This window comes from Streptodolium elevatio, assembly GCF_040649515.1.
GTDB lineage: Bacteria > Actinomycetota > Actinomycetes > Streptomycetales > Streptomycetaceae > Yinghuangia > Yinghuangia elevatio.
Window position 1 is genome coordinate 22,246 of record NZ_JBEZFP010000068.1, and the last position, 24,553, is coordinate 46,798.

The window sequence follows — 24,553 nt, forward strand, 5'->3', positions numbered from 1 at the left end:
CTTCGCCTACGGCGCTGCCCGGCACTCGCCGCGCGGTGCCGGCGGTCAGGCGTCGATCTTCTCCATGACCTCGTCGGACACGTCGAAGTTCGCGTAGACGTTCTGCACGTCGTCGGAGTCCTCCAGCGCCTCGATCAGCCGGAAGATCTTGCGCGCGCCCTCTTCGTCGAGCTCGACGGTGACGCTCGGCAGGAAGTTCGCGTCGGCGGAGTCGTAGTCGATGCCCGCCTCCTGCAGCGCGGTGCGCACGCCGACCAGGTCGGACGCCTCGCTGACCACCTCGAAGGCCTCGCCGAGGTCGTTGACCTCCTCGGCGCCGGCGTCCAGGACCGCGCCGAGCACGTCGTCCTCGGTCAGCTCGTTCTTCGGCACGATCACGACGCCCTTGCGCGTGAACATGTACGAGACGGAGCCCGGGTCGGCCATCGAGCCGCCGTTGCGGGTCATCGCCACGCGCACGTCCGACGCCGCGCGGTTGCGGTTGTCGGTCAGGCACTCGATGAGGACCGCAACGCCGTTGGGGCCGTAGCCCTCGTACGTGATCGCCTGGTAGTCGGCGCCGCCGGCCTCGGCACCGGAACCGCGCTTGACCGCGCGGTCGATGTTGTCGTTGGGGACCGAGCTCTTCTTCGCCTTCTGGATGGCGTCGTACAGCGTCGGGTTCCCGGAGATGTCACCGCCGCCGGTCCGCGCCGCCACCTCGATGTTCTTGATGAGCTTGGCGAAGAGCTTTCCGCGCTTGGCGTCGACGACGGCCTTTTTGTGCTTGGTGGTCGCCCACTTTGAGTGGCCGGACATCCGCCTCTACTCCTTCAGGTCACCTGCTGATGCGCGCGGCCGCGAAGGCCACGCGGAAGATCCTACCGAGACGTCGGCGTCACACCGCGTCGCGGACCAGGTCCACGAAGTACGCGTGCACCCGGCGGTCACCGGTCAGCTCGGGGTGGAAGGAGGTGGCGACCAGGTTGCCCTGGCGGACCGCGACGATGCGTCCGGCATGCAGCTCGGCGGTGAGCGTGGCGAGCACCTCGACCCCGGCGCCGACCGACTCGACCCACGGGGCGCGGATGAACACGCCGTGCACGGGCGCGCCCGGGGCGTGCGCGAACGCGACGTCGGCCTCGAAGGACTGGTTCTGCCGGCCGAAGGCGTTGCGGCGCACGGTCATGTCGATGCCGCCGACGGTCTCCTGGTCCTCGCGGCCGTCCAGGATCTTGTCGGCCAGCATGATCATCCCGGCGCACGAGCCGTACACCGGCATGCCGGCCTTGACGCGCTCGCGCAACGGCGCCAACAGGCCGAAGGACACGGCCAGTTTGGACATGGTGGTCGACTCGCCACCCGGGATCACCAGCGCGTCGACCTCGGCGATCTCCTCGGCCTTGCGGACCGGGCGGGCGAGCGCGCCGGACTCGGCGAGTGCGACGGCGTGCTCGCGCACGTCGCCCTGGATGGCGAGTACGCCGATGGTGGGTGAAGACACTGCGACCTCGGGAAAGTTCGGTGCTGGAGTTCGGTGCTGGAGTTCGGTGCTGGAGTTCGGTGCTGGAGTTCGGTGCTGAAGTTCGGTGCTGAAGTTCGGTGCTGAAGTTCGGTGCTGAAGTTCGGTGCGTGCGACTGCGCGGGGCCGGGGGCGGATCCGCGGGGTGCGGCACGGGACCGGGCCCGGCAGCCGTACGGCGACCGGGCCCGGAGGGTGCGGCTACAGCCGCGTGCGCGGGGGCGTCACCAGCCGCGGCCGGCGTACCGCTCGCTCTCCGGCAGGGTGTCGATGTTGATGCCGACCATCGCCTCGCCGAGGCCGCGCGAGACCTTGGCGATGATGTCCGGGTCCTCGAAGTGCATCGTGGCGTCGACGATCGCCTTGGCGCGCTTGGCCGGGTCGCCGGACTTGAAGATGCCCGAGCCGACGAAGACGCCCTCGGCGCCGAGCTGCATCATCATCGCGGCGTCGGCCGGCGTGGCGATGCCGCCCGCGGTGAACATGACCACGGGGAGCTTGCCGAGCCCGGCGACCTCCTTGACCAGCGCGTACGGCGCCTGGAGGTTCTTGGCGGCGACGAACAGCTCGTCCTCGTCCAGGGCGGCGAGCTTCTTGATGTCGCCCAGGATGGTGCGCATGTGGCGGGTCGCCTCGACGACGTTGCCGGTACCGGCCTCGCCCTTGGAGCGGATCATGGCCGCGCCCTCGGCGATGCGGCGCAGCGCCTCGCCCAGGTTGGTGGCGCCGCACACGAACGGCGTCGTGAACTTCCACTTGTTGATGTGGTTGGCCTCGTCGGCCGGCGTCAGGACCTCGGACTCGTCGATGTAGTCGACGCCGAGCGACTGCAGGACCTGGGCCTCGACGAAGTGGCCGATGCGGGCCTTGGCCATGACCGGGATCGAGACGGCCTCGATGATGCCGTCGATCATGTCCGGGTCGGACATCCGGGAGACGCCGCCGTCCTTGCGGATGTCGGCGGGGACCCGCTCGAGGGCCATGACGGCGACCGCGCCGGCGTCCTCGGCGATCTTGGCCTGCTCCGGCGTGACCACGTCCATGATCACACCGCCCTTGAGCTGCTCGGCCATGCCGCGCTTGACCAGTTCGGTGCCGGTCTTGGGGGCGTTGCCGGACGACTCGGGGTTTGCAGGGGTGGTGGACACGCTTGACCTCACACGACGTGGATGACGGTACGAATCCATCGTACGGGTGATCGGTACTGCCTTCTCACGCCACTCGAGGGGCGAAAAACCGGACCACTTTGCGATGCCCGCGGCGTACCACTCCGGCCCGCCGCGCGACCGACGGCCGTTCCGGCGACCGCAGGGCGGCCGCGCTCAGGTCGCCGCGCTCCCGCCCGGCAGCAGCGTCGGCGGTTCCTCGTCGTCCATCTCGAACGTCACCGGGTACGGCGCATGACCCGCGAGCCGCAGGTACCGCACGAGCCGGTGCCGACGAACCGCCCGCGCCGACCGCACCGCGTCGTTGTGGAAGCGCCGTGCCATCGGCACCCGCCGCACCGCGGTCTGCAACTCCCCCACCAGTTCGTCGCCGCCGAGCCGCGCCCGCAGGTCCTCGACCTGCCCCGGCTCCTCGAACACGATCCGCAGCGCACGGGTCAGCTCGCTCTCCGCCATCTCGCGGTCGTCTTCCTCCGCACCCCGCGCGTCGTGCGCGGCGCCCGCGAGCACCAGCGAACTGGCCGGGTCCAGAAGCCCCGACGTCGCAATCTCCAGCGCGATCGAGGCCCGCCGCACCAACTGCGCGTCGAGCGCGGCGCGCGTGGAGTCCACCCGCGCGTGCAGCCGGTCCAGCCGCCCCGCGGTCCAACTGAGGTAGATCCCGATCGCGATCACGGCGACGATGATCCACACGGCTGTCATCACACCGAGCATTATCTCCGGCCGCCACCCCCGTCCCCCCACGGCCCGCCCGCGCGGCATCCACTGCGCGCGCACGCGCGGTCGAACGTCCGGACTTTCAGGCGTGGTTGCGCGCGACGGCGGCCGGCGACCCGATCAGGTCGGCGATGTCGGCGGCGCGCCAGCGGCCCGCCGCACCGGGGCGCCGGGCCAGATGGGCGGCGATGCGCCGGGCGTCCCAGCCGTGGGCCTCGGCGAGTCCGGACGCGAGATGGCGCAGGTAGTCGGGCGCCGGGCTGTTGAGTTCGGCCGCCCGAGGGGGCTTTGCACACGTGAAGGTGAGCACGGGGTGTTCGTGGAGGTTCCCAGCGCAGGCCAGGGTTTCGTAGCGCCCCGGCCCGAACGTCGCGCGCCCCTCGGCCAGAACGCGGCCGAGGTCGAGGTGCGAGCCCGTCTCGCGGTACATCTCCTGGGCGGCGACGTCGGAGAACTGCGCCGCGCTCATCAGGTACGCGCGCGCGGGCGTCCATCCGCCGACGTCCGGCGCGTAGAGCCCCAACCCGCCTGTCCAGGCGTGCGATTCGAGGGCGAACACGACCTGACCCGGGAGGAAAACCGGTGCCGTGCGGAGCGGGCGTGCGCTGTCCCGGCAGCCGGGGTACGTGCGCGCCGCGTCCGGCGGGCGCCCGCCGGACAGGTAGTAGGCGAGCCGGTCGAAGTGCATGTTGGAGCCGTACGCGGCGTACCAGACGAGGTCCGACCGCCCCGCGGCGGTCTGTTTGCCCCTGCCCACGCGATCTGCCTCCCGCGACTCGGCGGCCTCTCGTCCACCGTACGCCGCACGCAACGGCGGCGACCGGAGCGGACGGCCGCGGACGGGTGCCGGGTCAGTCCGCGCGGCCGGGCAGCACCGCACCCGCGGTGACCGTTTCGTAGACGCCGAGGATGTCGGCGCCGACGGTCTCCCAGTCGTAGCGGCGGACGTGCCGCAGGCCCGTCTCGCGGAGGCCGGCGCGGCGGTCGGGGTCGCGCAGGAGGCCGATCGCGGCGTCGGCGAGGGCGGCGGAGTCCTCCACCGGGAAGAGTTCGCCGGCGCGTCCGCCGTCCAGCACCTGGCGGAAGGCGTCGAGGTCGCTCGCCAGTACCGGGGCGCCGGCCGACATCGCCTCGACGAGGATGATGCCGAAGCTCTCGCCGCCGGTGTTGGGGGCGACGTAGACGTCGACGCTGCGCAGCAGCCGGGCCTTGTCCGCGTCGCTGACCATGCCGAGAAAGGTCACCTGGTCGCGTACGGAATCGGGCAGGCCTTCGGCGGCCTCCTCGGTGTCGCCGCGCCCGGCGACGAGCAGGCGGGCCCCGGGGAAGGCCTCGGCGATGCGCGGGAAGGCGTCCAGGAGGACCGGGAGGCCCTTGCGCGGCTCGTCGATGCGGCCGATGAAGCCGAGGGTCGGTGCGTCGGCGGTGCCCTGCCAGGACGGCTCCGGCTCGGCGTCGGCGAAGAAGGCCACCTCGACACCGTTGGGGATGACGACCGCGTCGCCGCCGAGGTGTTCGACCAGGGTCCGGCGGGCGTACTCGCTCACCGCGATGCGCGCGCTGATCTTCTCCAGGGCGGGTTGCAGGATCGGGTACGCGGCGATCATCGCGCGCGAGCGCGGGTTCGACGTGTGGAACGTCGCGACGACCGGCCCCGACGCCGCCCAGCACGCCAGCAACGAGAGGCTGGGCGTGGCCGGTTCGTGGATGTGCAGGACGTCGAAGCCGCCGTCGTGGATCCACCGGCGTACGCGCGCGGCCGACAGGAAGCCGAAGTTCAGCCGCGCGACCGAGCCGTTGTAGCGCACCGGGACCGCGCGGCCCGCGCCGACGACGTACGGCGGCAGCGGCGTGTCGTCGTCCGCGGGCGCGAGCACCGACACGTCGTGGCCGTGCGCGATGAGCCAGTTGGCGAGGTCGCGCACGTGGTACTGCACCCCGCCGGGGACGTCCCACGAGTAGGGGCAGACCACGCCGATCCTCACGCGTCGCTCCGCTGCGGGGCGGTGCCGTTGCCGTTGGCGTCGACGGCGCCCTCGATACGCGCGAGGCGCTCCGCGTCCAGGTCGGACAGCCACAGGCGCTGCAGCATGTGCCAGTCCTGCGGGTGCTTGCGGATCCCGGCGGCGAAGGCGTCCGCGACCCCCTGCGTCATCGCGGCGATCTTGCTTTTGCGGTCGCCTTCCTCCGGCACCGCGACCACCGGGTGCAGCGTCGCGTGGATGCCGACCCGGCGGTAGGCCAGCGTCACCGGGATCAGCGCCGCACCCGTCTGGATCGACAGCGCCGCGGGCCCGGCCGGCATGCGCGTCTGCTCACCGAAGAACTGCACCGGGATGCCGTTGCGCGTCAGGTCGCGGTCCGCGAGCAGGCAGATCAGCCGCCCCTCGCGCAGGCGGCGGGCCAGCACGCCGAAGATGTTGCCGTCGCCGCCGGTCAGCGGCAGCACCTCCATGCCGAGCGACTGTCGGTACTCGAGGAACCGCTCGTACAGCGACTCGGGCTTGAGGCGCTCGGCGACCGTGGTGAACGGGTATCCGCGTGCCGTGATGGACGCGCCGGCGAGGTCCCAGTTGCCCATGTGGGGCAGCGCGAAGATGACGCCCTTGCCGCGCGCGGATGCCTCCTCGAGGCGGTCCAGGTGCGCGATGGTCATGCGCTCCAGCACGGTCTTCTCGTCCCACACCGGGAGCCGGAAGGCCTCCTGGAAGTAGCGCAGGTACGAGCGCATGCCCTCGCGCGAGACCTTCTTGATCTCCTCGTCGCTCGCGTCCGGCAGCACGCGGCGCAGGTTCGCCTCGAACTGCTCGATGCCGCCCCCGCGCCGGTACCAGACCACGTCGGCGGCGGCGTTGAACACCGGGCGCGTGACGGCCTCGGGCAGCCATTTGACGAGCGACCAGCCCAGTCCGTACCCCGCGTCGACCAGGCGCTGCCTCACGCCGTGCCACCGCCCTCCGGCGCGGCGCCGGGCCGCGTCATCTCCAGGCCGTCGGCCTCCTTGCGGACCGCCAGCATGCGCTGGAAGATCGTCACGAAGCTGCCGACCGCGATGGCCCAGAGCGCGACCTCCTGGATGTACGGCACTCCCAGCCCCGCCAAGCCGGTCGCCACCAGCACGCCCACCAGGCGCTCGGCGCGCTCCACGAGCCCGGAGACGTCGCACTTGAGGCCCAGGCTCTCGGCCCGCGCCTTCGTGTACGACACGACCTGCCCGGACGCCAGGCAGAACACGCACAGCACGGCCAGCCGCAGGTTGTCGCCGTCGCCCGCGAACCACACCGCGAGCGCGCCGAAGATCGCGGCGTCCGCGACGCGGTCGAGCGTCGAGTCGAGGAAGGCCCCCCACTTCGTCGACTTGCCGATCTGCCGGGCCATGTTGCCGTCGACCAGGTCGGAGAAGATGAACGCGGTGATCACCAGCGTTCCGACGAAGAAGTGGCCGAACGGGAAGAACACCAGAGCACCCGCCACCACACCGAGCGTCCCGAGCAAAGTGACGGTGTCGGGGCTGACCCCCTTGCGGACGAGGAAGCTCGCGAACGGATTGAGCACGCGGGTGAAGAAAGCGCGTGCGTATTTGTTGAGCATCGCCTTCCCGAAGGATCGCCTGAGGACCGTCTGGAACGCGGAGGCCGCGGGATCCGAAGGACCTCCGCCGCACCCCGCCCGGTCACGCCATCGTACTGACGCGACGACACTCGGATGTCCCCCGGATGTCCGCGCGTGGCGCCCGGCCCCCCGAATCAGCCGCGGGGTGGGCCCCGGCGCACGCCGAATCGGCGGCAGGCGGGTCGCCGGGCCCGCCGTATTGGCTGCGGACCGGTTCCGGGCGGAGACTTGAAGTCCGATCGGCGTGCGGGTCCGCGGCGGCCGTCGTGACTGGTTCGGCCGCTGCTCTTGTGCTCGCCCCGCTTTGGGCGGAAAGCTTCCCGTGAGGAACCGGATGTGCGGACTTGAGAGGCCGACTTCCCGGCCTTTCCCGCGCCTCCACGACGTTTGGAGGAGGTGGGCGCATTGGCGGACAGGTCTGGTGGTTCAACCGGGGCCGCAGGAGCAGGCCCTACCGTGGACGGCCCCGACAGGGTGCGCAACGTCGTACTCGTCGGTCATACGGGCGCCGGAAAGACGACGCTCGTGGAGTCCCTGCTCGTGGCGACCGGAACCATCTCGCGCCCCGGTCGCGTCGAGGACGGAACCACGGTGTCGGACTTCGAGGACATCGAGCACCGGCAGCACCGCTCGGTGGCCTTGTCGCTCGCGCCGGTCGAGTTCGACGGCGTCAAGATCAATCTCCTGGACACTCCGGGGTACGCGGACTTCGTCGGCGACCTGCGGGCCGGCCTGCGCGCCGCCGACGCGGCGCTCTTCGTGGTGTCGGCTGCCGACGGCGTCGACGGTTCGACCCGCATGCTGTGGGACGAGTGCGCGGCGGTCGGCATGCCGCGCGCCATCGTCGTCACCAAGCTGGACTCGCCGCGCGCCGACTTCGACGAGATGACCGCGATCTGCCAGCGGGTGTTCGGCGACGGCGACTCGGACCGCGTGCTGCCGCTCTACCTGCCGCTGCACGGCGACGACGAGTCGGTGGTCGGCCTGATGGGCCTGCTGACCCAGCGGGTGTACGACTACTCGTCCGGGACCCGGGTGACACGTGACCCCGACCCCGAGCACCTGCCGCTGATCGAGGAGGCCCGCAACCGGCTCATCGAGGCCGTCATCGCGGAGAGCGAGGACGAGTCCCTCATGGACCGCTACCTCGGCGGCGACGAGATCGACGTCGAGACGCTGGTCGCCGACCTGGAGCTGGCCGTCTCACGCGGCTCGTTCTATCCGATCCTGGCGTCGTCGACGGTCCACGGCCTCGGCACCGTGGAGCTGCTGGAGGGCATCGTCCGCGCGTGCCCGTCGCCGCCCGAGCACGAGGTGCCCGCGGTGACGACGCCCGAGGGCAAGCCGCGCGACCCGCTGACCTGCGACCCGGAGGGCCCGCTCGTCGCCGAGGTGGTCAAGACGACCTCGGACCCGTACGTCGGCCGGATCAGCCTCGTACGCGTGTTCTCCGGCACGCTGCGCCCCGACATGACCGTGCACGTGTCCGGGCACGGACTGGCCGACCGCGGCCACGAGGACCACGACGTCGACGAGCGGGTGGGCGCGCTGTCGTCCCCGCTCGGCAAGACGCAGCGCCAGCTCAACCGGGGCATCGCCGGCGACGTCGTCGCGGTCGCGAAGCTGACGCGCGCGGAGACCGGCGACACCCTCTCCGACAAGGACAACCCGCTCCTGATGGAGCCGTGGGTGATGCCCGACCCGCTGCTGCCCATCGCGATCCAGGCGCACAGCAAGGCCGACGAGGACAAGTTGTCCCAGGGCCTGGCCCGGCTGGTCGCCGAGGACCCCACGCTGCGCCTCGAACACAACGCCGACACACGGCAGTTGGTGCTGTGGTGCATGGGCGAGGCGCACGTCGACGTGCTCCTCGACCGGCTGCGCGTCCGCTACGGCGTCGCCGTGGACGCGATCCCGCACCGGGTGTCGCTGCGCGAGACGTTCGCCGCCAAGGCGCACGGGCGCGGCCGGCACGTGAAGCAGTCCGGCGGGCACGGCCAGTTCGCGGTGTGCGAGATCGAGGTGGAGCCGCTGCCCAACGGAGGCGGCTTCGAGTTCGTCGACAAGGTGTTCGGCGGTTCGGTGCCCCGGCAGTTCATCCCGTCCGTAGAGAAGGGCGTGCGCGCCCAGATGGCGCGCGGCGTCGCGGCCGGCTACCCCGTCGTCGACCTGCGCGTGACCCTGGTGGACGGCAAGGCGCACTCGGTCGACTCGTCCGACATGGCGTTCCAGATGGCCGGGTCGCTCGCGCTGCGCGAGGCCGCCGCGGCCACCGAAGTGCACCTGTTGGAGCCGGTCTCCGAGACGTCGATCGTCATCTCGGACGAGTATGTCGGCGCGGTGATGAGCGACCTGTCCTCCCGGCGGGGGCGTGTGGTCGGCACCGAACCCGTCGGCTCCGGCCGCACGTTGGTGCGCGCCGAGATCCCCGAGATCGAGATCAGCCGGTATGCCATTGACCTGCGCTCGCTGTCGCACGGCACCGGCCAGTTCAGCCGCTCGTACGCCCGCCACGAGCCGATGCCCCACCAGCTCGCCGCCAAGGTCAAGGCGGAGTTGTCGTCCTGAGCCGTCGTGGCCGGGGGCGCGTACGACGGTGTCTCCGGCCGCGCCGCTCGTCCGCGGGTCGGTCCGGTTGTCGCGCGGCCCTGCCTCGGCTGCTCATACGGAACCGGTCAGGGTGGCGGAACCGGCAGCGGGGTCTCCTGTGCCGTCAGGGCCAGGACCACGGCGGCTGCCGTCCACGCCAGCGGGGCGACGGACGCCGGACGGCCGTCCGGGTCGACCTTCTCGGGCAGCGAGCCCCGTGCGGTGCGGTGCCGGTCGAGCCACGCCAGGCGCTGGTCGGCGGCCTCGCGCCGCCCGGACGCCGCGTCGAACAGCGCGAATGACGCCGTCTCCGGGGTCCAGGCCACGTCCTTTCGCCCGCCCCAGTCGCCGCCGGGCAGGATGCCGCCGTTGGCGAGGGTGAGTTCGCTCTCGGCACCGCGCACCGCGGCCGCCACGTCCGCGGACGGCGCGGCGAAGGGCGGGCCGAGCCAGGTGACCGCGGTGTCCGCGCCGCTGCCCGCGTCGGCGGTGCGCGGGTAGCCGTACGGCCCGAACTCGGTGCGTATCGCCTCGTCGAGCCGCCGTGAGGCCTGCGACCACCGCTCGGCCGCCGTCCCGTCGCCGCGGGCGGCGGCCAACGCGGCGGCACCGCGCAGACCGGCCAGCAGCGGGGCGGCAGTGCCCAGCGTCACCTGGTCGGTGCGGGTCTCCCAGTAGTCCGGGCCTGCGGGCGGCAGGCCGTTGCCGCGCAGTGCGGCGGCCGCGCGGTCCGCGGCCTTGGCGACGGCGGGCCACAGCTCGTCCAGCGCGGCGGCTGTGGCGGGGTCGGCCGGATCCTGGTGGGAGTACCAGAACCACACGGCCCACGGCACCCATCCGTTGCCGTCGAGTTGGGCGTCGCGGCCGTCTCCGACGTGCCCGCCGTCCAGCCGGTAGCGGGCCTCCCAGGTGCCCTGCGGGTTCTGCAGGGCGGCGAGCCTGCGCAGCACGGTCAGGGCGTTGTCGCCGTGCCCGGTCGCGGAGTAGGCCGCGGCCACCCAGGCGGCGTCTCGCGGCCACATGTAGTCCCAGACCGGGTGCCATGCCGCCGCGACGGTGCCGTCGGGTGAGGTCAGCAGGCGCAGGTCGAGCAGTGCGCGCTCGGCCATGCCGCGGTACGCGTCACCGCCGGGCACCCACCCTGCGGCCAGCCACTCGGTCTCGGCGGCGTCCGGCGGCGTCGGCGCCGTGTCGGCAGGCAACGAGCGCCTACCGCCGGGGGCCCCGGGATCGGCGGCCACGCCGCCCTGGAGGAGCCGTGGCACGGGCTTCTCGGCGGGGCTCGCCGCGAGGGCCGCCACGACGCCGCCGCAGGCCATGGCGAAGGCCACCGCGAAAGCGATCCACCGAACTCCGCGCCACATCCGCCGCCGCCCTTCCGCGCCCCGTCGCCGCGGCTCGGGTCGGCGGGCAAGACTGATGTGATCAGTGTACGAACGCCTTCGGCCGAGCTGCGTGGCGTGTACGCCCGTTTGTGGATGGCCGACCGCCCATACGCATACGCGGTAGGTACAGTTGGCGAGGCCGCCCACCTCCGTACGAGGGCGGGCCCGTAGTTTCGACGACCGGCCGTGCCGACCGAACTCCCACGGGGGAACAGTGACTTCAGCGCCCGCCGAGGCGAAGTCGTTGTCCGCGTTCCAGCGCTGGTGGCGTGCCGTCGCCGCGGCGCTGGGCATCGCGCTGATCGTGCACGGCAGCCTGCTGGGCAACGACGACCAGTTCCCGTTCGCCCCGATGTCGATGTTCGCGTTCCGCACCGACCCGAACGGCAACATCGACTCGCACTACCTGGAGGCCGACACCGACGCGGGCACGCGCGTCAAGGTGCCGATGTCGCGCAACGGCGCGGGCATGGGACGGGCCGAGCTGGAGGGCCAGCTCTTCAAGATCATGGCCGACCCCTCGCTGCTCCAGAACCTCGCCGACACCCAGCGCCGCCTGCACCCCGACACTCCGCACTACGTGCACATCTACGTCATGCGCGACCGCACGGTGCTGCGGGACGGCGCGAAGGACCACGTCGTCACCGAGCAGTTGGCGGATTGGAAGGTCACATGAGCACGCAGACCTCCGGACCGCCTCCCGCCGCCGAGGCGGTGCCCGAGCCGGTCGGCGCACGCGGCGGCGGTTCGCCGGTGCGCGGGGCGGTGAAGGCGGTCCGCCGCTGGTGGTTCGATCCGGTGCCCGGCTCGCGCCTGGCGTGGGTGCGCGCCCTGGTGTACCTGTTCGTGCCGTACGACATCCTCGTCATCACGCAGGATGTCAAGGGCACCGCCGCGCTGCCCGCCGAGTTCTACCAGCCCACGATGGTGGCGCGCTGGCTGCACCTGCCCACCCCGACCACGGGCATCGCCGACACGCTCCAATGGGTCCTGCTCATCGCCGCGCCGCTCGCCGCGACCGGCCGGTTCCACCGCTCGCTCGGCCTGGTGGTGGCCGGCGCGTTCACGTGGTGGCAGCTCATCAACATGGGCTACGGCAAGGTCGACCACGACCACTTCGCGATCGTCATCGCCGTATGGGTGCTCCCCACCGCCGGGAAGGCACGCTTCCGCGACGACACCCCGAGCGAGGCGGCGGCCTGGACGCTGCGCTGCATGCAGGTCGCGGCGATCTCGACGTACTCGCTCGCGGCCTGGGCCAAGATCCGCGAGGCGGGCTGGGGATGGGCGAGCGGGGCGACGTTCTACTGGGCCATCGAGCGGCGCGGCACTCCGTTCGGCAAGTGGTTCCTGGACCACCCCGAACTGCTGCGCTTCGGACAGTGGGTGATCTTCCTCGCCGAGCTGTGCGCCCCCGTCATCCTGTTCCTGCGGCGCTGGTGGCTGGCCGCCGGACTGGTCTTCTGGCTCGGCTTCCACCTGGCCACGTGGCTCTCCATCGGGATCCACTTCCTCCCGACGATCATCTGCCTGACCGCGTTCGTGCCCTGGGAGAAGGTCGGGACGCGACTCTCCGGACTCCGCGGCTCCCGCCGCCGGGAGGACGCTCAGGCGGCGGTCCTGGCCCCCGGGCGCTGATCCGGGGGCAGCGCGCAGGCGGGCGTCCCGCCGGGCAGCTTGTAGCGGTTGTCGGCGATCAGCCGGTACGCCTTCTCCGCCAGCAGGTTGACCGGCGGGATCTGCAACACCGCGCCGGGCACCGTCCACACACCCCGGCGGTACGCGAGCAACTTGGCGACCGCTTCGGCGCCCCCGTACACGTCGCCGGTGGGCGTGACCCACAGGACCTCGTGCATGGCCCGCTCCTCGGTCACGCCGAGCTCGCCGAGGTCGGCGAACTGCCAGGCGGTGATCTCGATGTCGGGGTCGATCCAGCGCTCCATGGCCTCGACGGACTTCGTGCAGAAGCCGCAGTCACCGTCGAACACCAGTACCGGTCGCGTGGTCATGGTTCCTCCTGGATCAATGGTGCGGCGGGCGCGGACGAGCGCGCTGGGTCCGGCTCGTCGGCGGCTCGGTGGCGGTTCAGGGACGGCTCAGTCCGACGGCCACGCGTCCGCGACCATCGCCCGCGTCTCGGCGAGCAGTTGCGGCAGCACACGGGTGTGGCCGACGACGGGCATGAAGTTCGTGTCGCCGCCCCAGCGCGGCACGAGGTGCTGGTGCAGGTGCGCGGCGATCCCGGCCCCCGCGACGTGGCCCTGGTTCATGCCGATGTTGAACCCCTGCGCGCCGGACGCCTTGCGCAGCGCGGTCATCGCCCGCTTCGTGAACTCGCCGAGCTCGAGGGTCTCCGCGGGGTCGAGGTCGGTGTAGTCGGCGACGTGCCGGTAAGGGACGACCATGAGGTGGCCGCCGTTGTACGGGTACAGGTTGAGCACCGCGTACACGGCCTCGCCGCGTCGCACGATCAGGCCGGACTCGTCGTCCATCTTGGGGATCTGGCAGAACGGGCACCCGTCGTCGGGCGCAGGGCCGGTCGGCTTCCCCTCCCCCTTGATGTACGCCATGCGGTGCGGGGTCCAAAGACGCTGAAACGCGTCCGGCTCGCCCACCCCGGTCTGCTGCTCCGGCTCGCTCGTCATGATGGGAATCCTATGACCCCGAGCCCCGGCGATCAGCGCACGGGTGGACCGACGCCACACTGGTCCGGAGCGCGCGCAAGTGCCCGCGCGGACCGGTCCACCGAGGTGGCGCGGGGCCGGGCACGGCATACTCGTCCCCGTTGGCGCAGTGCGGTCGCGGGCTCGGGGGCGTTGATGGGAACAGGTCGACGGCTGCGTGCTTCCGTGGGAGTGCTCGGAGCGTTGGCGGTCGTCGCGGTGGGCGCGTACTCCGTCGCCGCCGTGGCCGAGAGGGCCATGAAGGACGAGGCCGCCGACGACGCCCTGTACCGCTGCGATCCGGTCGCGGACAACCCCGGCGGCCTCGCCGCCGCCTTTCCGGTGCTGGGCCCGATCCGGGCCGCGACGTGGTGCACCAAGGTGCCGGGCTCCCCCGCGTACGGGCGCATCAGCAAGGCGGATCCCGCCGACCTCGCCTACTACGCCGTGGTCCGCGCCGACCCCGCGCACGTGGAGTCCGCGCTGCCCGGCCCGTGGCTGCCGGCCGCCGCGCCCGGCGCCGTCCTCCCGGCGCCCCTCGCGGCCCTGGTGCCGGCCTCCGGGACCTGGGTGCGGGGCTCGGACTCCGCCGTCTACCTGCACCACGAGTCCGGAACCGTGGTGCTCAACGGGGTCGGCGCGGAGCCGGCCGCCACGCCCTCTCAGGCGCTCGCGCCGCCGTCGACGACCACGTCGGTGCCGACCGCGAACCCCGCTTCGTCCGACGCGAGCCACAGGATCGTGCCGGTGACCTCGTGCATCGCGCCGACCCGGCCGAGCGGGATGCGCGGCGTGATGCGGGCGTCGCGCTGTTCCGGGGTCTCGCCGGGCAGCGACGACATCGGTCCGTCGTTGGCGCCGGGGCTGACCGCGTTGATGCGTACGCCCTCCCCGATGTGATCGAGCGCGGCGGCGCGCGTCAGGACGCTGACCGCGCTCTTGGATGCCGCGTACGCCGAAACGCCTGGCAGGCGCACGTGGTTGCCGATGTTCGACGCGACGTTGACGATCGTGCCCCCGCCGTTGCGGCGCATGTGCGCGATCTCGTGCTTCATCGAGAGGAAGGCGCCGGTCACGTTGACGTCGAGCACGTGCCGGAACGCGTCGGTGTCGAGTTCGGCGAGCGGGCCGGCCGGACCGAAGACACCCGCGTTGTTGACGGCCACGTCGAGACGCCCGTGGCGTTCGACGGCGGTGGCGACCAGGCGTGCGACGTCGTCCTCGCGCGTCACGTCGGCGACGACCGCGGTCGCGGTGCCGCCGGCCTTCTCCACGAGCGCCACGGTGTCGGCGAGTTCGGCGGCGGTACGGCCGGCCACGACGACCGCGGCGCCCTCCTCGGCCAGCGCGATCGCGGTGGCACGGCCGATGCCGCTGCCTCCGCCGGTGACGACGGCGACCTTGCCGGTGAATCGAGCGGACATGACGACTCCTTATTCAAGAACGATCGATCTGGTATTCGGACACAAAAACAGCCCGACGGACCACGCCGGAAACGTGTACGGGTCAGACGAGCACCGAAAGGGTCTGCTCCGCGGTCGCCCGCATTCGCGCGGGGTCGGCACTGGCCTTCCCCATCACGCGCATGCCCTGGAGCACCGTGAGCAGGAACCGGGCGATCGCGCGCGGATCGCGGTCCGGCGGGATCTCGCCCTGCGCCTGCGCGCGGGTGAGCCCGGACAGCAGCGCGGCCTCGATGACGTCCCACGTCGAGGCGACCTTGTGGGCCAGCCCGGCATCGTGCGCGCTCATCTCGACAGCCGTGTTCACCAGGAAGCAGCCGCGTTTCGCGGTGTCCCGGCCGGCCTCCTCGGCGAACCGCCCGACCAGCGCGCGGATCGCTGGCAGCACCGGGCCGGGCTGCGACATCAGGCCCACGAAGTCGATGCCGTTCTCCAGGTAGCGGTCCAGCGCCTTGGCGTACAGGTCCCGCTTGCCGCCGTACGTCGCGTAGATGCTCGCCCGGGCGATGCCCAGATGCTCGACCAGATCGGCCATCGACGTCGCCTCGTACCCCTTTTGCCAGAACAGCTCCAGGGCCCGCTGCAACACCGCGTCCGGGTCGAACTCCTTGGTCCTCGCCATGCCGGAAACCTATCCGTATCCAGAACGCTTGGTCAAGAAAGAAGGCCGTCCAGGCAGACGGCTGCGGGGCCGGACACCCAGTGGTGTCCGACCCCGCACAATGCACCGCGGCGGCAGGCGCCCGTCGGGGAGCCTGCCGCCGGTTGCTCAGACCTGCACCCGCTCCTCGACCGCCTTCACGATCTCGGCGACCGCCTCGTCGACCGGGATGCCGTTCTTCTGCTCGCCGTTGCGGTAGCGGAAGGACACGGCGCCGTTGGAGGCGTCCTCGTCGCCCGCCAGCAGCATGTACGGCACCTTCGCCTTCTGCGCGTTGCGGATCTTCTTCTGCATGCGGTCGTCCGCCGTGTCGATCTCGACGCGGATGCCCTTCGCGCGCAGCTTCGCCGCGACCTCCTGGAGGTACGGGATGTGCGCGTCGGTGATCGGGATCCCGACGACCTGCACCGGCGCCAGCCACGCCGGGAACGCGCCCGCGTAGTGCTCCAGCAGCACCGCGAAGAACCGCTCGATCGAGCCGAACAGCGCGCGGTGGATCATGACCGGGCGGGCCCGGTTGCCGTCCGCGCCCTGGTACTCCAGGTCGAAGCGCTGGGGCAGCTGGAAGTCGACCTGGATGGTCGACATCTGCCAGGTGCGCCCGATCGCGTCCTTCGTCTGCACCGAGATCTTCGGGCCGTAGAACGCCGCGCCACCCGGGTCGAGCACCAGGTCGAGGTTCTGCTTCTCGGCGGCGGCGCGCAGCGTCTCGGTGGCCTCCTCCCAGTCCTCGTCCGACCCGATGTACTTCTCCGGGTCCTTGGTCGAGAGCTCGAGGTAGAAGTCGTCGAGGCCGTAGTCGCGCAGCAGGTTCAGCACGAAGGTGAGCAGCGAGTCCAGCTCGCCGGCCATCTGCTCCTTGGTGCAGTAGATGTGCGCGTCGTCCTGCGTGAAGCCCCGCGCGCGTGTGAGGCCGTGCACGACACCCGACTTCTCGTACCGGTACACCGTGCCGAACTCGAAGAGCCGCATGGGGAGTTCACGGTAGGAACGGCCGCGCGCCCGGTAGATCAGGTTGTGCATCGGGCAGTTCATCGGCTTGAGGTAGTAGTCGATGCCCTCGTCGAGCTGCATGGGCGGGTACATGCCGTCGGCGTACCAGTCCAGGTGCCCGGAGAGCTCGAACAGCTTCCCCTTGGTCGCGTGCGGCGTGTAGACGAACTCGTAGCCGGCCTCCTCGTGGCGGCGGCGCGAGTAGTCCTCCATCACACGGCGGATGATGCCGCCCTTGGGGTGGAAGACCGCCAGGCCCGACCCGATCTCCTCGGGGATCGAGAAGAGGTCCAGCTCGCTGCCGAGCTTGCGGTGGTCCCGCTTCTCGGCCTCCTCCAGGAAGGTCAGGTGCGCCTTGAGCGCGTCGCGGCTCGGCCACGCGGTGCCGTACAGGCGCTGGAGCTGCTTGTTCTTCTCGCTGCCGCGCCAGTACGCCGCCGCCGAGCGCATCAGCTTGAACGCCGGGATGTTGCGCGTCGTCGGCAGGTGCGGGCCGCGGCACAGGTCCTTCCAGCACAGCTCGCCGGTCTTCGCGTCGAGGTTGTCGTAGATGGTCAGCTCGCCGCCGCCCACCTCGACGTTCGCGCCGTCGTCGCTGGTCGCGTCGGACCCCTTGAGCCCGATCAGCTCCAGCTTGTACGGCTCCCCGGCCAGTTCGGCGCGCGCCTCCTCGTCGGCGACCACGCGGCGCGAGAACAACTGGCCGCGCTTGATGATCTCCTGCATCTTCTTCTCGATGCGCTTGAGGTCGTCGGGGTGGAACGGGGTCTCGACGTCGAAGTCGTAGTAGAAGCCGTCCTTGATGGGCGGGCCGATGCCGAGCTTCGCCTCGGGGAAGAGCTCCTGCACGGCCTGCGCCATCACGTGCGCGGTGGAGTGCCGCAGGATGTTCAGGCCGTCCTCGGAGTCCATCGGGACGGGCTCGACCTCGTCGCCGTCCGCCACGACGTACGCGAGGTCCTTGAGCTGACCGCCCACACGAGCGGCCACCACCGAACGGTCGCCGTCGAAGAGGTCGGCGGCCGTCGTGCCCGTGGCCACCAAGCGCTCTTCCCGCTCCGGGTCGCGTTTGATGATCACTCGGGCGTCGGACACGGCCATCTCCTGACATGGGGGTGATTGGTGCTCCGATGCTATCGGGGTACGGAGGCACCTCGCGCCTCGGTCGATCCGCCGCCGGCGCCCTGCCGGCCGGCTAGTAGCGGGACGACGGCCGGTACTCCCGTTCCTCGCACAGCGGTCCGGGCCGCGGCGGGCGTTCGGCGAGCAGGTCGCGGGCCCGGGCGCGGGCCGCGTTGGTGGCGTACCACGGCTCGTCCGCCCTGCCGAGGTCCGCGGCGATCGGCCGCAGCAGGCACGACCGCTGCGGCTCCGGGAGCCGGTCGAGCCACGGCACGGCGTCCGCGGACAGGCCGTGCAGGTCGCGGACGTCGACCACGCCCGTGTCGCGCTGGCGTTCGACACCGACGCGCGCAATCAGTTGATCGGGGGACGCGAGGCCGAGTCCGAACAGGATCGCCGCGCCCGTGACGCCCGCGAGCCGCGGGAGCTGCCGTGCGGCACGCTCCCACGGGCCGGTGGCCAGGACGAGCACGAAGAGCACGCCCAGCCACAGTTCGAGCGTGGCCGCGCAGATCCGCAGGCGTGTGAGGCCGGAGTACTCGACGTACAGCTCAAGCCGGTGCAGCGCGGCGACGACCACCGCCAGGGCCAGGACACACAGTGTGGCCAAGAGCGCCTCGAACAGCCGTCGCCCGGGTGCGCCCCTCCGAGGCCCGAAGCGCGACGCCGTGGCGACGACCGCGAGCGTGAGCGCGGTGACCACCAGCAACGTGAAGAACCCCTGGCGGGCATAGTCGGCGTAATTGACGCCCTTGCGCGCCAACACGTCCTGGTAGCCGTCGAAAACCACCACCGCAATCTGCACGTAGACGAAGACCGCGAAGACGGCGTTCAGCACGAACAGCGGCAACGCCCACTCGATCACCCGCAGAACGCGGCCCCGCCGTGCGCTGTGCTCGACGGTGTGCGGGCGCGCGGCGAGGGACGCGGCGGCCAGCACGAACACGAACGCCATTGTGCCCGTCGTGTACGCCACCGGTTCCCGGGCCGGATCGACCGCCCCGAACGCGTCGTCGGCCAACGCCGCCACCACCGCGTCGGCAGCCGCGAACAATCCGCCGAACACCACGACCACCACGACTGTGGCGACAAGCGCCCACGCCAGGCGACGGGCCGAGGTACGCCGCGCGACCGCCGCCGCCAACCCCCGCCCGGCCCACCCCAGACCCGGCTTCAACGCCCCCACCACCGCGAACGGCCGTGCCAGCACGGCCCGCCACCCGACGCCCCCGGCCAAGGCGAGCGAACCGAAGCCCAATGCGGCGATGGTCGTGTACACGTGCAGCCAGCTGTCGTCCCGCAAGGTGGGCAGCGCCGCGAACGCGAGTGCCACGACCGCCCACACGATTCCCCACCCGCCGCGCACCCGAAGTTGCCCGGTACCCGCCCGCGACACCACCGCCGCACAGGCCGCGAGAACGGCCGCCACGAGCAGGTTGGCGCCCATCGCGTCATGGAACGTGGCCGCCGACCAGGCACCCGCGGCCACCGCAATGCCGAGCACGGCAACAAGAGCCACAGGCTGCGGCACATCACGGGAGTGTCGCAACGCCTCGCCGTCGTCCGGGATCACCGCCGCCCCGCCGGGACGTCCCCCGCGCGGGTCGTTCCGTAGCCCGGCGACAGCAGAGACGGGCAGCTCGCGCTCGCTCGCACCGGCCTATCGCGCAGGAGCCGCTCGGCGCGCTCGCGGGCCAGGCTCGTCGCGTACCAGGGCCGATCGCCGTCGGCGAGATCGGCGGCTATGTCGCGCAGCGCGCACGACCGGACCGGCTCGGGCAGGCGGTCGAGGGCGGGGACCGCGTCAACCCCCAGCCCCCGCACGTACTCCAGGTTCAGCCGCCCGGTCCGCTCGTACAGGCTGACGCGCTGATCGGCCACCATCGCGTCCGGCGAGGCCGCCGCGATCACCACGACGGTGACCAGCGCGGCCACGGCCGTCGTACGCGGCAGCACCGCCACCACCGCCCGCCACACCAACGCGGCCAGTACCGACACGAGCACGACGCACATCCACAACTCGGCACCGGCCATCACCAGGCGCGAGCGGCTGAGGCCGAAGTCGTCGATGTACGCGTCCGTGCGGTACAGGCTCGCGGCACCGACCACCAGCGCGAGCACCGCCAGTACGCCGACCAGCCACTTCGCGAGGCTGCGGTCGGCCGGCCGGTCGCGCGGCACGGCGTACATCACCAGCGCGATGACGACGAGCGTGAGCACCGTGACCCACAGCAACTGCCAGAACCCCTCGCGCGCATACTCGGCGCGCGTGGTGTCCGCGTCGTCGAGCGGCCCGTCGACACCACCGAAGAGGACCACGACCTGGACCACGACGAAACCCGCGAACAGCACGTCGAGCACCGCCAGGGGCACCGCCCACTCCATGCGCCCCCGCACCGGTACGCGCGGAACGTTCGGCTCCCGCCACAAAGCCCCGTGCGGCGGATCGAACGCGACCGACGCTGCACCCGCGGCCAACGCAACACCCAGCGCCGCCAGGAAGGCCCGGACGAATATCTCGCCCCCGGGCACCAGTCCGCTCAGCAACTCGGCGAACACCGCGTCGGCGGCCGCGAACAACGCCGCGAACACGGCCGTCACCAAGGCGGTCAGCACGACCGCCCGAAACGCCGCGCCCGCGCTGCCCCGCCTCCGCGGCAGGACCCTGGCCAGCCCCCGGTAGACCCACAGCACACCCCGCGGCGCGAGGAGCAGCACCGCGAACGGACGGGTGGCGATCTGCCACCAGGTCCGGCCGCCGGCCAACGCCACCGAGGCGGCCCCGAGGGCCACGGCCAGGGTCAGGGGGTGGAGCCAGGTGTCGCCGTGCCACAGCGGGACGGCGACGAGGGCCGCGCCTCCGAGGGCCCAGACCAGCGTCCACGGGCGTATTCGGCGGCCGCGTACGCCCACCGCCGCCGTCACGGCGACGGCCGCAGCGATGATGAGCGCGTTGGCCCCCAGACCCTCCGACACCGCGAACACCGCAGCCAGCAGCGCCGTGACCACGGTGCCCGCCAGCACCGCCGCAGGCGCCCCCTGCGCCGATTCCTTGTGGCCGGATATGCCCGTTCCGGGCCCCTCGTCGTACATCGGCGCATGCGCGTCGTCCACGGCTCCCCCTGCATCGTCCCCGTCTGCCGATGCCGGGGGAACCGCCGAAGGCACCGCCCCCGTCGGCGACTTGACGAGAACCGTAGAAGGGCGATGCGCGGATTCCGGGGCTCTTCTGCGGAGCGCCCGTGAAGATCATGTGCGGAATCGGCGGACGATTCTCCGCCGGGAGTGACCCCCATCAACCGCTTTGTCGCATGTAATCGGCCGGCTCTACCCTTCCAGTCGGGTAAATATCCCTCCCGGCGTCGAGATCGCTCGCCCGTTCGGGTGAGAATGGGCGCGTGATGCATCGGACGGACCCAGAGGCCGCACCGCTGCGGCCCGCCGTCCGAGCGCTGGCCGTGGCGCTGCTCATGCTGGGCGCGCTTATCGGCGGGACCTTCCCCGCCCAGGCCGAGCCGGCCCCCGCGCCACCGCCGCCGTCCTCCGCAGGCCCCCTGGCCTGCCCGTACCACGCGAAGAGCCCGAGCGACTCGCAGGGCAACCCCCAGGGCTGCGGATCCGAGGTCAGCGTCTGCACGCCGTCGACGGTCCCGCCGATCCCGCCGGTACTCCCGGCACCCCTCGGCTCGTTCGTCCCGCCGTGGCTGCTCGACCCGGACGGCACCGGCCCCGCGCTCGCCACCTCGCCCAGCGCGGTGCCCACCGATCTGACCGGCCTCTGCGTCAGTCGCACCTAGAAGCGGCCCCTGCGACCGCCCGGCCCCGCACCCGCAGGGCCAGGACGGCCGCGTCCGCACACCCGCTTACACCCACACACTTTTCCCCGGAGGGAACCATGGGGCCGCAGCAGCCGGGCAGCTCGAAGAAGCAGAACAAAGCCGCAAAGAACGCGAAGATGGCCGCCGCGCGCCAGCGCGTCGCGGAACAGCGCGAGCGCGAGGCCAAGGCCGCGCGCCGACGCTCGATATTCATCGGTTCGGCGGCCGCGGTCGTCGCAATAGGCGTGATCGCGGGACTCGCGGCGATCGTCATGACCTCCGACGACGGCGACAGCGGCCCCGCGGGCTCCATCGACGCCGAGGTCACCGTCGCAGGCAACGTCTCCAGCACCATCCCCGGCGTCGTCGCCTACACCGCGTCGCGCGACCACGTCGGCTCGGGCGTGGACTACAAGCAGGTCCCGCCGGTCGGCGGCAAGCACGACCAGCGCTGGCTGAACTGCGGCATATACGACAAGCCCGTCCAGAACCGCAACGCGGTGCACTCGCTGGAGCACGGGGCCGTGTGGATCACCTACGACCCCAGCCTGCCCGCCGACCAGATCGAGAAGCTGAAGGCGAAGGCCAACCAGCCGTACATGCTGCTCACGCCCTACTCGGGCATGCCCAAGCCGGTCAACGCGACCGCCTGGGGCCTCCAGCTCCCGCTGGACAGCGTCGACGACCCGCGCCTGGACGAGTTCATCAAGCTGTACCGCAACGGCCCGCAGACCCCCGAACAGGGCGCGGCGTGCACGGGCGGAGTGGGGAAGCCGGCGTGACCTTCCGCACCAAGGCGATCGCGCTCGCCGCGACCGCCCTCATAGCCCTGCCCGTACTCGCGGCCTGCGACTCCGACGACGGCAAGGCCTCGGCGCCGTCGGCACCGCCCACGGTCATCGGCCTGGCGCCCGCCGCGGTGGCGAACCCGCCCGCCGACAACTCCGTCGAGGCCGGATTCGCCCGCGACATGAAGGAGCACCACGCGCAGGCGGTGGACATGTCGATGATCGTCCGGGTGCAGACCGAGGACGAGGAGATACGCAGCCTCGCGTACGACATCGCGACCACCCAGAAGAACCAGGAAGGCCAGATGTTCGGCTGGCTGGACCTCTGGGGCCTGACCCAGACGACCACCGGCCCGCCGATGACCTGGATGTCACCCGAGGGCATGGCGGCCATGGGCCACCAGATGGGCACTCCGGGCCCGGACACCCCCCGCATGCCGGGCATGGCGACCAAGGCCGAGATGGAACGCCTCGCCCAGGTCAAGGGCCGCGAGGCCGAGGTGCTGTTCCTGCAACTGATGATCAAGCACCACGCCGCGGGCGTCGCCATGGCCCAGGATGCCGCCAACCGCGCCACGATCCCGCAGGTCAAGAACCTCGCGCAGAAGATGGTCAACGGACAGACGTCCGAGATGGACCTGATGCGCGACCTGCTGGCCAAGCGCGGCGCCTGACGCGAGAGGGCCGGGTACGCACCGCGTACCCGGCCCTCGCCGTCGGTCAGCCGGCCTCCGCCCCGGCCTCCGCAGCAACCTCTTCCTGCGCCGCCACACCCCGCCGGCGCCGCACGACTTTGACGATGCGCGCGGGTATGCCGACCAGCAGCGGTACGGACGCCCCCAGCAGCATGCCGCACACAGCCACGAACAGCGGGCTGTCGTGCACGTACTTGCCGGCGAGTGCCCCCAGAGTCAGCGCGTACGACACGGATATGCCGGCCCCTACCAGCGTCGCCGCGCGGAACTGTCTCGGCGGATAACCCACGCGCCCCGCGAGTATGTTCACCGCGGTACGCCCCCCGGGCAGAAACCGCGCCGCGACCAACGCGGCCATCCCGCCCCGATTGAGCGCGCGTTCCGCAAGGTCGAAGGCCTTCTGCCGGCGAGGCCCCAACGTCATGTCGCCACCACGCCGCAATCCCGCGCGACCCACCGCGTAAGCGCACTGGTCACCGACAAAGGCACCGACCACCGCGAGCAGCAGCACCAACGCCAAGTAGCCGAAGTTTCCGCGCCCCACGGCCGAAGAGGCCATCACCAGTTCGTCGCCCGGAATCACCGGCACAACAGAGTCGGCGCAGACAGTCAGCGGAAGTACGAGCCACAGCCAGGGCGAGAACAGCAGGCCTGTCCCGGCCGCGGTCACTGCGTGCCTCCGGTCCACCGGTTTGTACAGGGATGGTCGGTGTCGGTCACCGACCGATCATCGCGCGCCGCCCGACCACCACCGACAGCGGGTCCCAAAACCCCACCCGCCAACGACACCAGCCCACCCCCGACACCCCACCCACAGCAGACCCACGGCCCCAGCCGTACCCCCACCTTCGGCCTTGCGACGGAGAGCGCCTACGGCTTCGGACTGGTGGAAGTTCTCGTTCGCGGGTTGCGTCCTCGGGGTTTGATCGTGGTGCCGAACAGTAGCGGCTGCTGTTCGAGGAGCAACTCGCATCGGCGAGCGCGGATTTGCCGCGAGCGACGGTCAAGACGTCCGAGTACGGCGATTGCTCCGACCAGCGCATCAACACCGCGCGCACCTCGAGCTGCAGATCCCTCGGCCAGCCGCTGAAGCGCCGGACAGGATTGCGTGGGCTTCGGAAAGCGTCGCGCAGGCAAGCCACCACACGAAGCCGAAGGCGAGCACCACCTAGCCGCGAAGCCGAAGGCGAGCCATCACCGAGCAGCGCGAAGCCGAAGGCGAGCAACAACGACGTTCCGCAGCTGCGAAGCCGAAGGCGAGCCCACCAGCGCGAAGCCGAAGGCGAGCCCACCAGCGCGAAGCCGAAGGCGAGCCCACCAGCGCAAAGCCGAAGGCGAGCCCACCACCGCGAAGCCGAAGGCGAGCCCACCACCGCGAAG

The 24,553-nt window shown here is 71.6% G+C and carries 23 protein-coding genes; 6 read left to right on the forward strand and 17 right to left on the reverse strand.

The window, feature by feature from the left end:
- Nucleotides 1–45 precede the first annotated feature (45 nt).
- From AB0C36_RS24475 to pgsA, 8 genes are all read right to left on the reverse strand, one after another.
- The gene (locus tag AB0C36_RS24475; RefSeq protein ID WP_358357422.1) at nt 46–798 is read right to left on the reverse strand and encodes a YebC/PmpR family DNA-binding transcriptional regulator; all 753 of its coding nucleotides are present in this window, start codon (nt 796–798) and stop codon (nt 46–48) included.
- Between the two features lie 79 nt (nt 799–877).
- The gene (pdxT, locus tag AB0C36_RS24480; protein ID WP_358357425.1) at nt 878–1,483 is read right to left on the reverse strand and encodes a pyridoxal 5'-phosphate synthase glutaminase subunit PdxT; all 606 of its coding nucleotides are present in this window, start codon (nt 1,481–1,483) and stop codon (nt 878–880) included.
- A gap of 242 nt (nt 1,484–1,725) precedes the next feature.
- Nucleotides 1,726–2,649 (reverse strand): pyridoxal 5'-phosphate synthase lyase subunit PdxS, encoded by a 924-nt coding sequence (gene pdxS / locus AB0C36_RS24485; RefSeq protein ID WP_358357428.1) that lies wholly within the window; start codon nt 2,647–2,649, stop codon nt 1,726–1,728.
- A gap of 174 nt (nt 2,650–2,823) precedes the next feature.
- Entirely contained in the window at nt 2,824–3,369 is a 546-nt protein-coding gene (locus tag AB0C36_RS24490; protein ID WP_358357430.1) for a hypothetical protein, read from the reverse strand.
- Nucleotides 3,370–3,466: 97 nt separating this feature from the next.
- Entirely contained in the window at nt 3,467–4,141 is a 675-nt protein-coding gene (locus tag AB0C36_RS24495; RefSeq protein ID WP_358357433.1) for a histone deacetylase, read from the reverse strand.
- A 94-nt stretch (nt 4,142–4,235) separates the two neighbouring features.
- Nucleotides 4,236–5,369: a glycosyltransferase family 4 protein gene (locus tag AB0C36_RS24500; protein WP_358357434.1), complete on the reverse strand. Its 1,134-nt coding sequence runs from the start codon at nt 5,367–5,369 to the stop codon at nt 4,236–4,238.
- Nucleotides 5,366–6,325: a phosphatidylinositol mannoside acyltransferase gene (locus tag AB0C36_RS24505; protein WP_358357436.1), complete on the reverse strand. Its 960-nt coding sequence runs from the start codon at nt 6,323–6,325 to the stop codon at nt 5,366–5,368. The genes AB0C36_RS24500 and AB0C36_RS24505 overlap by 4 nt, the downstream gene beginning before the upstream one ends.
- A complete protein-coding gene (pgsA, locus tag AB0C36_RS24510; RefSeq protein WP_358357437.1) occupies nt 6,322–6,975 on the reverse strand; it encodes a phosphatidylinositol phosphate synthase in 654 nt (217 codons plus the stop codon). The genes AB0C36_RS24505 and pgsA overlap by 4 nt, the downstream gene beginning before the upstream one ends.
- Before the next feature lie 426 nt (nt 6,976–7,401).
- Here pgsA and AB0C36_RS24515 point away from each other — a divergent pair, with 426 nt between their 5' ends.
- Complete coding sequence (locus tag AB0C36_RS24515) at nt 7,402–9,564, forward strand: elongation factor G-like protein EF-G2 (protein ID WP_358357439.1); 2,163 nt, start codon at nt 7,402–7,404, stop codon at nt 9,562–9,564.
- A gap of 107 nt (nt 9,565–9,671) precedes the next feature.
- On the opposite strand, the gene AB0C36_RS24520 is transcribed toward AB0C36_RS24515, so the two are convergent.
- Nucleotides 9,672–10,916 carry a hypothetical protein gene (locus AB0C36_RS24520; protein ID WP_358357442.1) on the reverse strand — a complete coding sequence of 415 codons (1,245 nt, stop codon included), beginning with the start codon at nt 10,914–10,916 and terminating at the stop codon, nt 9,672–9,674.
- Between the two features lie 268 nt (nt 10,917–11,184).
- On the opposite strand from AB0C36_RS24520, the gene AB0C36_RS24525 reads away from it, so the two are divergent.
- Nucleotides 11,185–11,646, forward strand: coding sequence for a hypothetical protein (locus AB0C36_RS24525; protein ID WP_358357445.1), 462 nt, complete (start codon nt 11,185–11,187; stop codon nt 11,644–11,646).
- Entirely contained in the window at nt 11,643–12,608 is a 966-nt protein-coding gene (locus tag AB0C36_RS24530; RefSeq protein ID WP_358357447.1) for an HTTM domain-containing protein, read from the forward strand. Before AB0C36_RS24525 ends, AB0C36_RS24530 begins: the two co-directional genes overlap by 4 nt.
- Here the strand turns inward: AB0C36_RS24530 and AB0C36_RS24535 are convergent.
- The 7 genes from AB0C36_RS24535 to AB0C36_RS24565 form a co-directional block, all read right to left on the reverse strand.
- On the reverse strand, nt 12,578–12,979 hold the full coding sequence (locus AB0C36_RS24535) for a thiol-disulfide oxidoreductase DCC family protein (protein WP_358357450.1): 402 nt from the start codon (nt 12,977–12,979) through the stop codon (nt 12,578–12,580). The genes AB0C36_RS24530 and AB0C36_RS24535 overlap by 31 nt on opposite strands.
- An 87-nt stretch (nt 12,980–13,066) precedes the next feature.
- Nucleotides 13,067–13,615: an HIT family protein gene (locus AB0C36_RS24540; protein WP_358357452.1), complete on the reverse strand. Its 549-nt coding sequence runs from the start codon at nt 13,613–13,615 to the stop codon at nt 13,067–13,069.
- Between the two features lie 680 nt (nt 13,616–14,295).
- Nucleotides 14,296–15,057, reverse strand: coding sequence for an SDR family NAD(P)-dependent oxidoreductase (locus tag AB0C36_RS24545; protein ID WP_358357453.1), 762 nt, complete (start codon nt 15,055–15,057; stop codon nt 14,296–14,298).
- Between the two features lie 82 nt (nt 15,058–15,139).
- Complete coding sequence (locus AB0C36_RS24550) at nt 15,140–15,718, reverse strand: TetR/AcrR family transcriptional regulator (protein WP_358357456.1); 579 nt, start codon at nt 15,716–15,718, stop codon at nt 15,140–15,142.
- 147 nt (nt 15,719–15,865) lie between these two features.
- The gene (thrS, locus tag AB0C36_RS24555; protein WP_358357458.1) at nt 15,866–17,845 is read right to left on the reverse strand and encodes a threonine--tRNA ligase; all 1,980 of its coding nucleotides are present in this window, start codon (nt 17,843–17,845) and stop codon (nt 15,866–15,868) included.
- A gap of 100 nt (nt 17,846–17,945) precedes the next feature.
- Complete coding sequence (locus AB0C36_RS24560) at nt 17,946–19,391, reverse strand: DUF4153 domain-containing protein (protein ID WP_358357460.1); 1,446 nt, start codon at nt 19,389–19,391, stop codon at nt 17,946–17,948.
- A 50-nt stretch (nt 19,392–19,441) separates the two neighbouring features.
- Complete coding sequence (locus AB0C36_RS24565; protein WP_358357463.1) at nt 19,442–20,986, reverse strand: DUF4153 domain-containing protein; 1,545 nt, start codon at nt 20,984–20,986, stop codon at nt 19,442–19,444.
- 284 nt (nt 20,987–21,270) lie between these two features.
- On the opposite strand from AB0C36_RS24565, the gene AB0C36_RS24570 reads away from it, so the two are divergent.
- The 3 genes from AB0C36_RS24570 to AB0C36_RS24580 all read left to right on the forward strand — a co-directional run bounded on the left by AB0C36_RS24570 (nt 21,271) and on the right by AB0C36_RS24580 (nt 23,152).
- Nucleotides 21,271–21,669 (forward strand): hypothetical protein, encoded by a 399-nt coding sequence (locus AB0C36_RS24570; protein WP_358357465.1) that lies wholly within the window; start codon nt 21,271–21,273, stop codon nt 21,667–21,669.
- Between the two features lie 98 nt (nt 21,670–21,767).
- Nucleotides 21,768–22,472: a DUF3105 domain-containing protein gene (locus tag AB0C36_RS24575; RefSeq protein WP_358357466.1), complete on the forward strand. Its 705-nt coding sequence runs from the start codon at nt 21,768–21,770 to the stop codon at nt 22,470–22,472.
- Nucleotides 22,469–23,152 (forward strand): DUF305 domain-containing protein, encoded by a 684-nt coding sequence (locus tag AB0C36_RS24580; RefSeq protein ID WP_358357469.1) that lies wholly within the window; start codon nt 22,469–22,471, stop codon nt 23,150–23,152. The genes AB0C36_RS24575 and AB0C36_RS24580 overlap by 4 nt, the downstream gene beginning before the upstream one ends.
- A 46-nt stretch (nt 23,153–23,198) precedes the next feature.
- Here the strand turns inward: AB0C36_RS24580 and AB0C36_RS24585 are convergent, their stop codons facing one another.
- Nucleotides 23,199–23,843 (reverse strand): DedA family protein, encoded by a 645-nt coding sequence (locus AB0C36_RS24585; protein WP_358357471.1) that lies wholly within the window; start codon nt 23,841–23,843, stop codon nt 23,199–23,201.
- Nucleotides 23,844–24,553 lie beyond the last annotated feature (710 nt).

Bases quoted from the DNA above. Each gene is read 5' to 3' on its own strand.
- AB0C36_RS24475 (WP_358357422.1), bottom strand. From the start codon at position 798: ATGTCCGGCCACTCAAAGTGGGCGACCACCAAGCACAAAAAGGCCGTC.
- AB0C36_RS24490 (WP_358357430.1), bottom strand. From the start codon at position 3,369: ATGACAGCCGTGTGGATCATCGTCGCCGTGATCGCGATCGGGATCTAC.
- pgsA (WP_358357437.1), bottom strand. From the start codon at position 6,975: ATGCTCAACAAATACGCACGCGCTTTCTTCACCCGCGTGCTCAATCCG.
- AB0C36_RS24530 (WP_358357447.1), top strand. From the start codon at position 11,643: ATGAGCACGCAGACCTCCGGACCGCCTCCCGCCGCCGAGGCGGTGCCC.
- AB0C36_RS24535 (WP_358357450.1), bottom strand. From the start codon at position 12,979: ATGACCACGCGACCGGTACTGGTGTTCGACGGTGACTGCGGCTTCTGC.
- AB0C36_RS24540 (WP_358357452.1), bottom strand. From the start codon at position 13,615: ATGACGAGCGAGCCGGAGCAGCAGACCGGGGTGGGCGAGCCGGACGCG.
- AB0C36_RS24545 (WP_358357453.1), bottom strand. From the start codon at position 15,057: ATGTCCGCTCGATTCACCGGCAAGGTCGCCGTCGTCACCGGCGGAGGC.
- AB0C36_RS24550 (WP_358357456.1), bottom strand. From the start codon at position 15,718: ATGGCGAGGACCAAGGAGTTCGACCCGGACGCGGTGTTGCAGCGGGCC.
- AB0C36_RS24575 (WP_358357466.1), top strand. From the start codon at position 21,768: ATGGGGCCGCAGCAGCCGGGCAGCTCGAAGAAGCAGAACAAAGCCGCA.